The sequence below is a fragment of the Mycobacterium sp. genome (genome assembly GCF_049647605.1).
GTDB lineage: Bacteria > Actinomycetota > Actinomycetes > Mycobacteriales > Mycobacteriaceae > Mycobacterium.
The window spans coordinates 40,688-54,717 of the sequence record NZ_JBARXZ010000074.1 but is presented as its reverse complement, the minus strand read 5'-3'; the positions used below and the strand labels follow the sequence as shown (position 1 = coordinate 54,717).

Annotated in this window: 20 protein-coding genes; 3 read left to right on the top strand and 17 right to left on the bottom strand. The window is 66.1% G+C overall.

Annotated features, from left to right (window positions below; translation table 11 throughout):
* Positions 1–32: 32 nt before the first annotated feature.
* From WBB07_RS09440 to secY, 6 genes are all read right to left on the bottom strand, one after another.
* Positions 33–536: a MarR family transcriptional regulator gene (locus WBB07_RS09440; protein ID WP_526306950.1), complete on the bottom strand. Its 504-nt coding sequence runs from the start codon at positions 534–536 to the stop codon at positions 33–35.
* A 53-nt stretch (positions 537–589) separates the two neighbouring features.
* Positions 590–1,297 (bottom strand): zf-HC2 domain-containing protein, encoded by a 708-nt coding sequence (locus WBB07_RS09435; protein ID WP_526306948.1) that lies wholly within the window; start codon positions 1,295–1,297, stop codon positions 590–592.
* Positions 1,294–1,803, bottom strand: a complete 510-nt coding sequence (locus tag WBB07_RS09430; RefSeq protein WP_526306946.1) for an RNA polymerase sigma factor — start codon at positions 1,801–1,803, stop codon at positions 1,294–1,296. Before WBB07_RS09430 ends, WBB07_RS09435 begins: the two co-directional genes overlap by 4 nt.
* Positions 1,804–1,928: 125 nt before the next feature.
* On the bottom strand, positions 1,929–2,726 hold the full coding sequence (gene map, locus WBB07_RS09425) for a type I methionyl aminopeptidase (RefSeq protein ID WP_526306944.1): 798 nt from the start codon (positions 2,724–2,726) through the stop codon (positions 1,929–1,931).
* Complete coding sequence (locus tag WBB07_RS09420; RefSeq protein ID WP_526306942.1) at positions 2,726–3,271, bottom strand: adenylate kinase; 546 nt, start codon at positions 3,269–3,271, stop codon at positions 2,726–2,728. Before WBB07_RS09420 ends, map begins: the two co-directional genes overlap by 1 nt.
* A gap of 16 nt (positions 3,272–3,287) precedes the next feature.
* On the bottom strand, positions 3,288–4,616 hold the full coding sequence (gene secY, locus WBB07_RS09415; RefSeq protein ID WP_526306940.1) for a preprotein translocase subunit SecY: 1,329 nt from the start codon (positions 4,614–4,616) through the stop codon (positions 3,288–3,290).
* A gap of 284 nt (positions 4,617–4,900) precedes the next feature.
* On the opposite strand from secY, the gene WBB07_RS09410 reads away from it, so the two are divergent.
* On the top strand, positions 4,901–5,830 hold the full coding sequence (locus WBB07_RS09410; RefSeq protein WP_526306938.1) for a class I SAM-dependent methyltransferase: 930 nt from the start codon (positions 4,901–4,903) through the stop codon (positions 5,828–5,830).
* Positions 5,827–6,768 carry an SAM-dependent methyltransferase gene (locus WBB07_RS09405; RefSeq protein ID WP_526306936.1) on the top strand — a complete coding sequence of 314 codons (942 nt, stop codon included), beginning with the start codon at positions 5,827–5,829 and terminating at the stop codon, positions 6,766–6,768. The genes WBB07_RS09410 and WBB07_RS09405 overlap by 4 nt, the downstream gene beginning before the upstream one ends.
* Here the strand turns inward: WBB07_RS09405 and sppA are convergent.
* A complete protein-coding gene (gene sppA / locus WBB07_RS09400) occupies positions 6,765–8,555 on the bottom strand; it encodes a signal peptide peptidase SppA (protein WP_526306934.1) in 1,791 nt (596 codons plus the stop codon). The genes WBB07_RS09405 and sppA overlap by 4 nt on opposite strands.
* A 191-nt stretch (positions 8,556–8,746) precedes the next feature.
* Here sppA and WBB07_RS09395 point away from each other — a divergent pair, with 191 nt between their 5' ends.
* Positions 8,747–9,589 carry a universal stress protein gene (locus WBB07_RS09395; protein WP_526306932.1) on the top strand — a complete coding sequence of 281 codons (843 nt, stop codon included), beginning with the start codon at positions 8,747–8,749 and terminating at the stop codon, positions 9,587–9,589.
* A gap of 83 nt (positions 9,590–9,672) precedes the next feature.
* Here the strand turns inward: WBB07_RS09395 and rplO are convergent, their stop codons facing one another.
* From rplO to rplN, 10 genes are all read right to left on the bottom strand, one after another.
* Positions 9,673–10,116 (bottom strand): 50S ribosomal protein L15, encoded by a 444-nt coding sequence (rplO, locus tag WBB07_RS09390; RefSeq protein WP_526306930.1) that lies wholly within the window; start codon positions 10,114–10,116, stop codon positions 9,673–9,675.
* Positions 10,113–10,295: a 50S ribosomal protein L30 gene (gene rpmD / locus WBB07_RS09385; protein WP_526306928.1), complete on the bottom strand. Its 183-nt coding sequence runs from the start codon at positions 10,293–10,295 to the stop codon at positions 10,113–10,115. The genes rplO and rpmD overlap by 4 nt, the downstream gene beginning before the upstream one ends.
* A 2-nt stretch (positions 10,296–10,297) precedes the next feature.
* Complete coding sequence (gene rpsE / locus WBB07_RS09380; protein WP_526306926.1) at positions 10,298–11,017, bottom strand: 30S ribosomal protein S5; 720 nt, start codon at positions 11,015–11,017, stop codon at positions 10,298–10,300.
* 23 nt (positions 11,018–11,040) lie between these two features.
* A complete protein-coding gene (rplR, locus tag WBB07_RS09375) occupies positions 11,041–11,409 on the bottom strand; it encodes a 50S ribosomal protein L18 (protein ID WP_526306952.1) in 369 nt (122 codons plus the stop codon).
* Positions 11,410–11,450: 41 nt separating this feature from the next.
* Positions 11,451–11,990 (bottom strand): 50S ribosomal protein L6, encoded by a 540-nt coding sequence (gene rplF, locus WBB07_RS09370; RefSeq protein WP_526306924.1) that lies wholly within the window; start codon positions 11,988–11,990, stop codon positions 11,451–11,453.
* Positions 11,991–12,010: 20 nt separating this feature from the next.
* The gene (rpsH, locus tag WBB07_RS09365) at positions 12,011–12,409 is read right to left on the bottom strand and encodes a 30S ribosomal protein S8 (RefSeq protein WP_526306922.1); all 399 of its coding nucleotides are present in this window, start codon (positions 12,407–12,409) and stop codon (positions 12,011–12,013) included.
* A gap of 118 nt (positions 12,410–12,527) precedes the next feature.
* Positions 12,528–12,713, bottom strand: coding sequence for a type Z 30S ribosomal protein S14 (locus tag WBB07_RS09360; protein ID WP_083736047.1), 186 nt, complete (start codon positions 12,711–12,713; stop codon positions 12,528–12,530).
* Between the two features lie 4 nt (positions 12,714–12,717).
* On the bottom strand, positions 12,718–13,290 hold the full coding sequence (gene rplE / locus WBB07_RS09355) for a 50S ribosomal protein L5 (protein ID WP_526306920.1): 573 nt from the start codon (positions 13,288–13,290) through the stop codon (positions 12,718–12,720).
* Positions 13,290–13,610, bottom strand: coding sequence for a 50S ribosomal protein L24 (rplX, locus tag WBB07_RS09350; RefSeq protein WP_526306918.1), 321 nt, complete (start codon positions 13,608–13,610; stop codon positions 13,290–13,292). The genes rplE and rplX overlap by 1 nt, the downstream gene beginning before the upstream one ends.
* Positions 13,611–13,979, bottom strand: a complete 369-nt coding sequence (gene rplN / locus WBB07_RS09345; protein ID WP_526306916.1) for a 50S ribosomal protein L14 — start codon at positions 13,977–13,979, stop codon at positions 13,611–13,613.
* Between the last annotated feature and the right edge of the window lie 51 nt (positions 13,980–14,030).

Here is a 14,030-nt window from a genome sequence, read left to right as displayed (position 1 = left end):
GCGTGTCAGCCCGAGTTTGTGTCTGCTCGCGCCTAGAAGTCGCCGGCGCTGTGGCGCAACGTCTCGATGGACGAGACCAGCCGGTCAGATTCCTCGGCGGACATCCCGATATCGGCGAACACCTTCTGGTTCAACATCGCCGTCGCATCCTCGACCGTCGAGCGCCCCAGTTCGGTGATCTCCACAAGCGTGGTGCGCCCGTCAGTGGGATGAGGCAGCCGACGCACCAATCCCCCGGCCTCCAACCGCCGGATCGCATGCGTCACGCTGGTGACATGCACCTGCAGCCGGGTGGACGCCTTGGTGATCGGCAACGCTCCGGCCCGGCTGAAGGCCAGCAGGCGCAGCAGCTCGAACCGCGAAAAGCTCAAATCATAGGGGCGCAGCGCACTCTCGACCCGGGCGAGCAGAATTTGGTGGGCCCGCATGACCGAGGTCACCGCCACCATCCCATCCGCGACATCACCCCACCCGGACCGCTCCCAATTGGCACGGGCCTGAGCGATCGGATCAGGTTTGTCGCTGGAGTCTGGCATCCGCCCATTCAATCGCATCGCCGTGGTGCGGCCGGGCATTTGACCCGGGAGCGTCACCCCTCCAGCGTCCGCTCCAGGTACACCTCGCCGGAATCGGCGGACACCACCTGAACCGCCGCGATCTGATCCATCCCCAACGACGTACTGGCTTGCGGCGCTGCGGTACCCCCGGCGGACGCCCGCCAAGTCGCCAACCGCGTTCGGGTCCCGTCGTCGCCGATGGTCACCAGGGCCAGTTCGTCTCCGCCACCGCCGTCATCGTCATCGTCGGCGGCGGCAGCCGCCTCACCGTTGTTGTCGGCGTGATTTTCGGTGTAGGTGCACTCCATCGCAATTTGGGTGCCCCACTCGTATTCGGTCATCGTCATGTTCGCGCTGTACGACGACGGCGCGACGGCAACGAGGTCGAGGCTCGGTTTCGCCGGCTGCGGCCACAGCACGACCACCAACCCCGCCGACACCACCGCTGCCGCGACCGACAGCGCGGCAATCATCCACGACGAGTGACGCCGGCGCCGGCGGATCGTCGCGAGCAAGGAATCGAGCATCGGTGGCAGCACCTCGGCGGCGGGTTCGTCGTCGGTCACGCAGTCCCGATCCAGCAGGGCCAGCAGCGCCGGTACCCCGCTGAGTTCAGTCACCGCAGACCGGCACGTCCCGCAGATCGCCAGATGCCCTTCATACTCGCGGCGCTCATCACTGGACAGCGCGCCCAACACGTAGGACGCGTCCCATTGCGAGTACCGATCGACCAAGGTCATCGCGTCACCCCCATCTCCTGCAGCAGCAGCCGCAGGGCGCGTACCGCATAGTGCAGTCGTGACTTGACGGTGCCTTCAGCGATCTGCAGATCCGCGGCGATCTGACTGGTGGTCCAGCCCAGATAGTACGACCGCCGGATCACCGCACGGTGATCGGCGGACAGCGCTGCAATCGCGTCGCCGAGCAACAACCGATCCAAGGCGGCATTCACCTCATCTGGACCCTGTTGTCCGACGTCCACATCCAATGTGTCCGACTCCCGGCGGAACCGGGCGCTGCGGCGCTCATCGATGATCATGTTCCTGGCCACGGTGAACAACCAGGCCCGGGCCGGACGGTCCACCTCGTCGACCACTTCGGGGTGCTCCCACGCCCGCAGCAGCGTTTCCTGCACCACGTCTTCGGCGCGGGTGCGGTCACCGGTCAGCCTCATCGCGTATCGCCACAGCGCAGCGGCATGTTGGTCGTACAGTGTCCGCAGCAGCACGGCTTCCGGATCGTCCATCAGAACCTCCCGCCAGTGACACGTGACGGACGGCCGATCGGTTCAAGTGTGCGGACGCGGCGGGAATCCCGGGGGGTGGTTGAACAAGATCCCCATCCCCGGTTGCGGGTACCGGGGCGGTCAGATCAGAGGGTGAGGATGCGCGGCCCGTCGTCGGTCACCGCAACGGTGTGCTCCCAGTGGGAAGCCCGGGTGCCATCGGAGGTGACCACTGTCCACTCGTCGTCGAGGACCGTCGTGTCCACTGTTCCCAGCGTCAGCATCGGCTCGATGGCCAGCACCGACCCGACGGCGAGGTAGGGACCGCGGCCGGGAGGGCCCTCGTTGGGCAGGAACGGGTCCATGTGCATCTGGCGGCCGATACCGTGTCCGCCGTACCCGGCGACGATGCCGAACTTGCGGTCGTACTTGGTTTCGGCGGCTCGGGTTCCGCATTCGATCGCATGCGATACATCACCCAGGCGATTGCCGGGGATCATCGCCGCGATCCCGGCTTCCATCGACTCACGGGTCGCTGCGGACAGGTTCTTGTCGGCCGGGATCAGCGGACCGACCCCGAATGTGACGGCCGAGTCGCCGTGCCAGCCGTCCACGATGGCACCGCAGTCGATGGACACCAGGTCACCGGAGACCAGTACCTCGGTCGCCGACGGTATCCCGTGCACCACCCGATCGTTGACCGAGGAACAGATGCTGGCCGGGAAGCCGTGATAGCCGAGAAACGACGGAATACCGCCGCCGTCACGGATCACGGCCTCGGCGACCCGATCGAGGTCGAGCGTCGAAACACCCGGGGTGGCGGCCTCACGGACCGCTCGTAACGCCGCCGCGACCAGCGCGCCGGCCACCGCCATCGCATCGAGCTCGCCGGGACTGCGCTGCGGTACGACCTTGCGGCCCCGCAGACCGGGGATCGAGACCATTACTTGCCGAGAGCCTGCAGGGCTCGGGCAAACACCTCGTCCAGCTCTCCGACGGCGTCGACGGTCTTGAGCTGTGCGCTGTAGTGATCCAGCAGCGGTGCGGTCTCGTCGCGGTAGACCTTGAAGCGGTTACGGATGACGTCTTCGGTGTCGTCGGCGCGGCCGCGGCCTTTGAGGCGCTGCACCAGCTCCTCTTCGGGCACCCGGAACTCCACCACGGCGTCCAGCTTCAGGTCGCGCTTGCGCAGCATCTCCTCGAGCGCCTCGGCCTGTTCGACCGAACGGGGGAACCCGTCGAGGATGAAGCCGGCTGCCGCATCGGAATCGTTGAGCCGGTCGTCGACCAGCGCGTTGGTCAGTGTCGCGGGAACCAGATCTCCGGCGTCGAGGTACTTCTTGGCCTCCAGCCCCAGCTCGGTGCCGGTGCTGATGTTGTGCCGAAAGAGGTCACCTGTGGAAATCTGCGGGACGCCCAGGTTCTCGGCCAGTTTCACGGCCTGCGTGCCCTTGCCGGCACCCGGCGGTCCAAGCAAAACGATTCTCAACTTAGGAACCCTTCTGTCATTTGAGGAAGCCTTCGTAATTGCGCTGCATGAGCTGGCTCTCGATCTGCTTCACGGTGTCCAGGCCGACGCCGATCATGATCAGCACCGCGGTACCACCGAACGGCAGGTTCTGCACGCCACCGCCGCCGCTGCCGATGTCCAGGAAGACGTTCGGCAGCACTGCGATGACACCGAGGTAGACCGAGCCGGGCAGCGTGATCCTGCTCAGTACGTAGCGCAGATAATCGGCGGTCGGCTTGCCCGGGCGGATACCGGGGATGAAGCCGCCGAACTTCTTCATCTCGTCGGCGCGTTCGTCCGGGTTGAACGTGATCGACACATAGAAGTATGTGAAGAACATGATCAGACCGAAGTAGACGGCGATGTAGGCAGGGTCCGACGGGTTCGTCAGGTAGTCGGCGACGAACCGTTCCCACCATCCGGTGCCGGGGTTGCTGCTGCCGCTCTGGATCAATTGGGTGATCAGCTGCGGGATGTAGATCAGCGACGAGGCGAAGATGACGGGGATGACGCCTGCCTGGTTGACTTTCAGTGGCAGGTAGGTCGAGGTGCCGCCGTACATCTTGCGGCCGACCATGCGCTTGGCGTACTGCACCGGGATACGGCGCTGGCCCTGCTCGACGAACACCACGCCGATGATGATGATCAGTGCCGCAAAGCAGACCAGGGTGAAAACCATGGTGCCGCGGCTGTCCAGGATGTTCTTGCCTTCACCGGGGATCGCCGCGGCGATACCGGCGAAGATCAGAAGCGACATGCCGTTGCCGATGCCGCGCTCGGTGACCAGCTCGCCCATCCACATGACCAGGGCAGCGCCTGCGGTCATGACGATGACGATGACCGCCAGGGTGAAGATGCTCTGGTCGTCGATGATCGGCAGCGCGCAGCCCTGCAGCAGCCCGCCGTTGGCGGCCAGCGCGACGATCGAGGTCGCCTGCAGGAGCGCCAGGGCGATCGACAGATAACGCGTGTACTGCGTCATCTTGGCCTGACCGGACTGCCCCTCCTTACGGAGCTGTTCGAATCGTGGGATCACCACGGTGAGCAGCTGCACGATGATGCTGGCGGTGATGTAAGGCATGACGCCCACCGCGAACACCGACAGCTGCAGCAGCGCGCCACCGGAGAACAAGTTGATCAGGGAATAGATCTGACCGGATTCGCCACCACTGACCTGTGCGATGCACTGCTGCACGTTGCCGTAGTTGACCCCCGGGGAGGGCAGTGACGCGCCCACCCGATAGAGGATCACCATTGCGAGCGTGAACAGGATCTTTCGCCTCAGGTCGGCTGTCCGCAGCGATGAGATGAAAGCCGAGAGCACTCTTCCTCCTGGGCAGCCGGGCTCTACGCGGCGTGCCGATGGGGCTGGCCGAACCAGCGTCGGTTAATCCTGTGTCACACGCCGGGTACCGGCAGGCCAGGGTAGGTGACCAGAGCCTTCGGACTCGCGCGTCGGATCAGTGTACGAGAGTAACAGCACAGAACCTCACCGCCCCCATCGCCGCAATCACACTTCGCGCTCAGGGGATTGCCAGTTTTGTCCGCGTAACGTGGAGATCGGTTGTTATACCGACTAATTAACTTCGGTCGAGAGGAACCCCACCAATGGCACGCACCGACAATGACACTTGGGATCTCGCCTCCAGTGTGGGAGCGACCGCGACGATGGTCGCCGCCGCCCGGGCGGTGGCCAGCAGAGCTCCCGACCCGGTGATCAACGATCCGTTCGCAGAGCCCCTGGTGCGCGCCGTCGGCGTCGACTTCTTCACGAAACTGGCCTCCGGCGAGATCACACCGGAAGACCTCGACTCCGGCGCCGCCGACTCCACGACCATGGGCATCGTCCGGTTCGCCGACGGGATGGCAGCGCGCACCCGCTTCTTCGACGACTTCTTCCTCCAGGCCGGCGCCGCTGGAATCAGGCAGGCCGTCATCCTGGCCGCCGGTCTCGACGCCCGGGCCTACCGGCTGGACTGGCCCGCCGGCACCACGGTCTTCGAGATCGACCAGCCCGAGGTGATCGCCTTCAAGGCGCAGACACTGGCCGATCTGGGTGCACAACCGACGGCAGAGCGCCGGCCGGTCGCCATCGATCTGCGTCAGGACTGGCCCGCCGCCCTGCGGAAGGCCGGGTTGGACACCGACCGGCCCATCGCGTGGATCGCCGAGGGACTGCTGGGCTACCTACCGCCGGACGCACAGGACCGGCTGCTGGACCTGATCTCCGAGCTCAGCCCGGCCGGCAGCCGGCTGGCCGTCGAAGGGGTGCCCAGCATCAAACCCGAGCAACTGGAGGAATCCCGGCAGCGAATGCAGTCCGTGACCGACCGGTGGCAGCAGCAGGGGTTCGATCTCGACATGACCGAGCTGACATATCTGGGCGAGCGCGCCGAGGTATCGGCCTACCTGGAGCAGCGGGGCTGGGACGTGTCGGCGCTGACCGCCAACGAGTTGCTGGTCCAGTCCGGGCTGACGCCGATCGAGGACGACCAGATCGGATTCGCCGACATCCGCTACGTCACTGCGATCAAATGACCGCGACCGGGCCGCGCGGCCGGACCGAGTCCGATACCTGGGACCCGGCGACCAGCGTGGGATTGACGGCGACCATGGTGGCCGCCGCCCGCGCACTGGCCACCGACAGCGGCCGGGGCCTGGTGGATGATCAGCTGGCCGCTCCCCTGGTCCGTGCTGTCGGGATCGACTTCTTCACCAAGATGGTCGACGGTGAGGTCGACGTCGCCGCCTTCAGCGACATCGGCCCCGACCGGGCCGAGGCGATGGTCGACGCGATGGCGCTACGGGCCAAGTTCTTCGACGACTACTTCCTGGCCGCAGCCGACACCGGCATCCGCCAGGCGGTGATCCTGGCCTCCGGTCTGGACTCACGCGCCTACCGACTCCCCTGGCCCGGCGGCACGACCGTCTACGAAATCGATCAGCCACCGGTGATCGAGTTCAAGACCAGCACGCTGAACCGCCTGGGCGCGCAGCCCACCGCGGTGCGGCGCGCCATCGGCGCCGACCTTCGCGGGGACTGGCCGGAAGCACTGCGCCAGGCCGGCTGGAACGCCGCGGAGCCGACCGCCTGGTGCGCCGAGGGTCTGTTGATCTACCTGCCGCCCCAGGCTCAGGATCAGCTGTTCGACACCCTCATCGCGTGCAGCGCCCCGGGCAGCACGGTCGCCACCGAATACGCACCCGGCATCATCGACCTCGATCCCGGCCGTGCCGGCGCGGCATCTGCGGCGTTCGCAGCTGCCGGCCTGGACCTGGACATGGGCTCGCTGGTGTATCCCGGCCGGCGACACAGCGCCATGGATTACCTCGGCGAGCGGGGTTGGCAGGTGACGGCGATCCCGACCTCAGAGCTGTTCTCCCGCAACGGACTGCGGGCCCCACAGCTCGACGAGCAGGATCCGCTCGGCGAGATCGTCTATGTCAGTGCGGTGTTGGGCAGCGAGCAGGTCTAGAGACGGCTGCTGCCGAGCCACAGCACACTGGCCCCGGTCAGCGACCGCTCGGTCTGGCTGACCACGCCGGCGATCGACTGCCCCAGCAGCGAGGCCACCGCTTCGGGCAGCGAAGCGGCGGCCGGCTGCGATGACGCCTTGGGGCGCAGCGCATCCAGCAGCGACGATCCCGGGTAGCTCGCCAGCGTCACCTCGGCGTCCTCGTCGAAGCCGGCCAGCGCCACCGCCCGCCGGATGGCGGTACGCAGGCCACCGAGCTCATCGACCAGGCCGTGTTCGAGGGCGTCCACTCCTGTCCACACCCGGCCCCGGGCCACCGCGTCCACCGCCGCGACCTCGATGTTGCGACCGGCTGCCACCCGTTCGATGAAGTCGGAGTAGAACATGTCGGCTTCGGCTTCGACGTGGCGTTGCTGTTCCTCGGTGAACGGCGCATTCGCCGACCAGGCATCCGCGTTGGCGTTGGTCCGCACTGCGTCCGAACCGATACCGAGCCGTTCCTTCAGATCCCGCGCGGTCAGCTTGCCGGAGACCACGCCGATCGATCCGGTGATGGTGCCGGGATTGGCGACGATGGCGTTGGCGCCCATCGACACGTAGTAACCGCCCGATGCCGCGACAGCACCCATCGAGGCGACGACGGGCGTGCCGCCATCCCTTGCGCGGACGACCTCCCGCCAGATGGTCTCCGACCCGTTGACCGACCCGCCGGGGCTCTCGACCCGCAGCACGATCGCGTCGACATCCTTGTCCGCGGCGGCTTCCCGCACCGCGGCGGCGATGGTGTCACCACCTGCGGCGGCATTGCCGAACGGCACCGCCGATCCACCCCGGCCGCTGACGATCGGTCCGTGCAACGTGACGATCGCGATCTTGGGCGCCTTCTTGCGCCCCGGCACCGACAACGTCGGTCCGTTGTTCGGCGAGGTGGCCCGCGCATAGCGCGACAGGTAGAGCCGCGGCGGCGCATCGTCACTGTCCGCGTCGCCCGTTTCCGGCGAAATACCTTCGGCACCAACCATTTCAGCAATCCGCGCATAGGCCTCGTCACGGAATCCGATCCGGTCGACCAGCCGGTTCGTCACCGCTTCGTCGCGCCGCAACGGAGCTCGGTCGGCCAGCTTGTCCATCTCTGCCACGTCGAGGCCGCGCGACTCGGCGACCGCCTGCCAGACCTGCGCGTGCAGGCTCTCCACCAGCCGGGTGTCGGCCTCCCGATGTGCATCGGTGTAGCTGTCCTGAGTGAAAAGGTTTGCCGCCGACTTGTATTCGCCCCGCGCGACGAACTGTGCTTCGATCCCCGCCTTGCCGAGAGCGTCACGCAGGAACAGGGCGTTGGTGGCGAAGCCGACCAGCCCGACAGTTCCCGACGGCTGCATCCACACCTCACCGAAAGCCGAGGCCAGATAGTACGACAGGGTTCCGGGGTAGGTTTCGGACCAGGCCAGCGAGGGCTTGGTGGCGGTGAAAGCGGCGATCGCCTCGCGTAGCTCCTGGATCGGCCCGGCGGCCGCCGCCGGAATCTGAACGCGGGCAATCAGTCCCGCCACCCGATCATCAGCGGCGGCACGGTGAATCGCGGCGACAGATTGTCGCAGCGTCAACGGCCGCCCGCCCCGGTTGATCATCACCAGCGGATCGAATCCGACCGTCTCCGGCGGTGCGACGTCCAGGCTCAGTTCCAGGATGCAACCGGCGGGGACACCGCGATGACGGGCGGTGTCGACTTTACGAGCCAGCGCCCGCACGTCGTCGAGACCTGGAATGGCGGAAGTCAAAGCGAACATGATTCGAGCGTACCGACCGCAGGACTTCATCTTCGGTCTGTCGTGGTCAGCCTCACGTCGTGAGCAGCCGCCGGGCCGTCGAGGTCACGGCGGAAACTAGGCTGGGTTCCTGGATGCGCTTTGCCTGCCTGGCTGGCCGGCCGTAGCACTGCCGGTTGAAGCGACCGCAACGGAAGGGAACGGGAGACCTCATGGATCTGCTCGTCGGCTACGACGGATCACCGGCCGCCAACACTGCGATCAGGGTCGGGACCATGCTGTTTCCCGGCGCGCGGGCCCTGATCACCTATGTTCAGACGCCACCGTTTGCCAGCCGCGACCTGCGCCGCCGCCTGCGGTTGAGCGCAAATGATGTCGCCGAGCTCGCCGAATCCGTCGAACGTGAAGGCAAGTACGAGGCACAGCTGTTGGTCGACACCGGAGTGGCACTGGCGAGCGCCGGCGGCTGGCTTCCCGAACCCGTGCTCAAGCAGGCCTGGGGCGGGGAAGGTATCGGACTGGCGCAGCTGGCGCAGGAGCATGCCCCGGATGCGCTGGTAGTGGGTTCGCGGGGTCTCAGCGGGTCCGACGCGATGCTGGGCAGTGTGTCGGAACTGCTGGTCCATCATTCGACCCGCCCGGTCCTGGTCAGCAAGCAGACTCTGCTGGTCTCCGAGTACAAAGCGCTGGCAGCCGGCCCCGTCATAGTCGGTTTCGACCAGTCCGAGGGTGCCAACGCCGCGGTCGCCGCGACGCGGCGACTCTTCCCCACCCGCGAGCTGCTGGCGGTGTCGGTGAGCTCCGATGACGACTCGCCGGCGTCGGTGGACGCGCCCGAGGGGGTCTCGGTGATCAACGCCGCGCCGCATCGTGGCCGCGGATCCGGTGCCACCGCCGACACCCTGATCGCGACCGCCGACGAGCACGATGCGGCGTTGATCGTCATCGGCTCGCGAGGTCGCTCGGCGCTACAGCGAGTGCTGCTCGGTAGCGTGGCGCGCACCGTGTTGCAGCGGGCCTACCGCCCGGTGATGGTGGTCCCGAACGTCAAGTGACGCTCCGTCTCGGACAACCAACAAGAGAAGGCCCCCACCCGCCGAAGCGGGTGGGGGCCTTCTCTGTCAGTTCTTTACAGCTCTTACAGCTCGGTGGCGCTGCCGCCGGCGGCGGTGATGGCCTCGCGGGCGCTGCCCGAGAACTTGTTGGCGGTGACATCGACCTTGACGGCCAGCTTGCCGTCGCCGAGCACCTTCACCAGCACGTTCTTGCGGACCAGACCTGCGGCAACCAGTTCGTCGACACCGATGGTGCCGCCCTTCGGGAACGCCTTGGTGATGTCGCCGACGTTGACGACGGCGTACTCGGTGCGGAACCGGTTACGGAAACCCTTGAGCTTGGGCAGCCGCATGTGGATGGGCATCTGCCCACCCTCGAAGGCCACGGGCACGTTCTTGCGTGCCTTGGTGCCCTTGGTGCCGCGGCCCGCGGTCTTGCCCTTGGAGCCCTCGCCACGGCCGACGCGGGTCTTCTTGGTCTTCGAACCGGCGGCCGGCTTCAGGTCGTGCAGCTTGATGACACTCATTTGACTTCCTCCACCGCGATCAGGTGGTGCACGGTCTTGATGAGGCCACGCGTCTGCGCGTTGTCCTCACGCACAACCGACTGGCGGATCTTGCGCAGACCCAGGGTGCGCAGGCTCTCGCGCTGCTTCCACCGAGCACCGATGGTGCCACGCACCTGGGTGATCTTCAGTTCAGCCATTATCAGCGACTTCCTTCACGCGCTGCCGCAGCGGCCAGCGCTTCGCTCTCGCGACGGGCGCGCAGCATGCCTGCCGGCGCAACGTCCTCGATGGGCAGGCCACGACGGGCCGCCACCTCTTCGGGGCGCTGAATCATCTTCAGCGCGGCGACCGTGGCATGCACCACGTTGATCGCATTGTCACTACCCAGCGACTTGGCCAGGACGTCGTGCACACCGGCGCATTCCAGCACCGCACGGCACGCGCCGCCGGCGATGACACCGGTACCGGGGCTGGCCGGACGCAGCATCACGACACCGGCAGCGGCCTCACCCTGCACCGGGTGCACGATGGTGTTGCCGATCAGCGGGACGCGGAAGAAGTTCTTGCGAGCTTCCTCGACACCCTTGGCGATGGCGGCCGGAACTTCCTTGGCCTTGCCGTAGCCGACGCCGACCATGCCCTTGCCGTCACCGACGATGACCAGCGCGGTGAAGCTGAAGCGCCGACCGCCCTTGACCACCTTGGAGACGCGGTTGATCGTGACGACACGCTCGATGAAGTTGCTCTTGTCACGGTCGTCGCCACGGCCACCACGGCCACCACGGTCGTCGCCACGCCCGCCGCGGGCACCACGGCCGCCACGGTCATCTCGTCCACCACGCTGGAAATCGGTACGGGTTCCGGCCGAGGGGGCGCCGGTACTCGAGGCCCCAGCCCCCGAAGTCTGCTCCGCCATCATGCGGTCCTTCCGTTGTCAGTCATTTAGAACTTGAGTCCGTTCTCGCGGGCGGCATCGGCCAGCGCCGCGATACGGCCGCCGTAGGTGTAGCCGCCACGGTCGAAGACCACGGCCTCGACACCTGCAGCCTTGGCGCGCTCCGCGATCAGCTGTCCGACGCGAACGCTCTGGGCCTTCTTGTCACCCTCGACAGCACGCACATCGGGTTCGATGGATGATGCCGCGGCGACGGTGGTGCCGGTGAGGTCGTCGACGAGCTGCACGTGGATGTGCCGCGACGACCGGTTGACGACCAGACGCGGCCGCGCTCCGGTGCCGGCGACCTTCTTGCGCAGCCGGGCATGCCGACGGATGCGCGCAACCCGACGGGTAGCGGAGATGTTCTGGCCCACCGGCTTACGGGCGGCGGCCTGTGTAGCTGTTTGAGCCATGGTCACTTACCTGTCTTTCCGACCTTGCGGCGGATCTGCTCACCCTCGTAGCGGATGCCCTTACCCTTGTACGGGTCGCTCTTCCGCAGTCGGCGGATGTTCGCCGCGATCTGGCCGACCTTCTGCTTGTCGATGCCGGTGATCGAGAACCTGGTGGGGGTCTCCACCGCGAAGGTCACGCCCTCGGGGGCGGTGATCACGACGGGGTGGCTGTAGCCGAGTGCAAACTCCAGGGTGTTGCCCTTGAGCACAACGCGGTAGCCGACGCCGTAGATCTCCATCTTGGTGGTGTAGCCCTCGGTCACGCCGGTCACCAGGTTGGCGATCAGCGTGCGGGACAGCCCGTGCAGCGAGCGGTTTTCCCGCTCGTCGTTCGGACGGGTGACGACAACAGCTCCGTCGTCATTGCGCGATACCGTCATCGGCGCGGCCACGTCGAGAGTCAGGGTGCCCTTGGGACCCTTCACCGACAGGTTCTGTCCGTTGATGGTGACGTCGACACCGCTGGGGATGACGACCGGTTGCTTGCCAATACGCGACATAGTTGTGAGTTCCTATCCCGCTACCAGACGTACGCGAGGACTTCGCCGCCCACGCCCTGTCGTGATGCCTGACGATCGGTCAGCAGGCCTGAAGACGTGGAGATGATCGCCACGCCCAGACCGCCGAGAACGCGCGGCAGATTGGTTGATTTTGCGTACACCCGCAGACCGGGCTTGGAGACCCGGCGCAGTCCAGCGATGCTGCGCTCGCGGCTGGGGCCGTACTTCAGTGAGACCACCAGAGACTTGCCCACGCGGGCATCCTCGGTCCGGTAGTCGCTTATGTAACCCTCGCTCTTGAGGATCTCGGCGATGTTCGCCTTGATCTTCGAGTGCGGCAGGGTCACCTCGTCGTGATACGCCGAATTGGCGTTGCGCAGACGCGTCAAGAAGTCTGCGATCGGATCCGTCATTGTCATGACAGCGGTGTCACCTTCCTCGCGGCGGTTCCCAGAAGGGCCTGCCGCGCACCTTTACTAGTGGTCTGAAAGAAATGGCTGTTCGCGCCGGCGCTCATGGCGCCGAGCACCCCGGGCTCTACCAGCTGGACTTCTGCACACCGGGAAGCTCGCCCGCATGAGCCATCTCACGCAGGCAGATCCGGCAGAGTCCGAACTTGCGGTAAACGGCGTGCGGCCGACCGCACCGGTTGCAACGCGTGTAGCCGCGCACTGCGAACTTGGGCTTCTTGTTGGCCTTGTTGACCAGAGCTTTTTTTGCCATCTGCTCAGTTCTCCTTGAACGGGAAACCGAGGGCCCGCAGCAGCGCACGCCCCTCGTCGTCGTTGGTCGCCGAGGTGACGACGGTGATGTCCATGCCGCGGGGGCGGTCGATGGAGTCCACGTCGATCTCGTGGAACATCGACTGTTCGTTCAGTCCGAACGTGTAGTTGCCGGTGCCGTCGAACTGCTTCGGCGACAGACCGCGGAAGTCGCGGATACGGGGCAGGGCGATCGCGACCAGGCGGTCCAGGAACTCCCACATCCGGTCGCCACGCAGCGTGACGCGCGCACCGATCGGCATGCCCTCACGCAGCTTGAACTGCGCGATCGACTTGCGGGCCTTGCGGATCTCCGGCTTCTGGCCGGTGATCAGCATCAGGTCGTTGACCGCACCGTTGATCAGCTTGGCGTCGCGGGCGGCGTCACCGACACCCATGTTGACGACAACCTTCACCACGCCCGGGATCTGCATGACGTTGGCGTAGTCGAATTCCTTGTTGAGCGCGTCCTTGATTTCCTCGCGGTAGCGCTGCTTCAGCCGGGGCTGAACCTTCGCAGTGTCTTCAACAGTGGTCATCAGCCGAGTTCCTTGCCATTGCGCTTGGAGATGCGAACGTTCTTGCCGGTCTCTTCGTCACGGCGGATGCCCACGCGCGTGGGGTTGCCGTCGGAGTCGACGACCATCACGTTGGACACGTGGATCGGCGCTTCCTGGGTGACGATGCCGCCGGAAGATGCACCGCGCTCGTTCGCGGAGACAGCGGTGTGCTTCTTGATGCGGTTGACACCCTCGACGAGCACCCGCTCGCGCTCGGGGTACGCCTGCAGGACCTTGCCCTTGGCACCTTTGTCCTTGCCCGAGATGACGAGCACGGTGTCGCCTTTACGGACCTTCATTTACAAAACCTCCGGGGCCAGCGAGACGATCTTCATGAAGCGCTTCTCGCGCAGCTCGCGGCCGACCGGGCCGAAGATGCGGGTTCCGCGCGGATCGTTGTCGTTCTTGATGATCACGGCGGCGTTTTCGTCGAACCTGATGTAGCTGCCGTCGGCGCGACGACGCTCCTTGACGGTGCGCACCACGACAGCCTTGACAACATCGCCACGCTTGACGTTGCCGCCGGGGATGGCTTCCTTGACGGTCGCCACGATGACATCACCGATGCCGGCGTAGCGCCGCGACGAGCCACCGAGCACGCGGATGCACAAGATCTCCTTGGCGCCCGTGTTGTCGGCGACCTTGAGCCGCGATTCCTGCTGAATCACTAGATCTCCTCAGACCTGATTTTTGCGTGTGCACGCCAAGACACGAGCCTG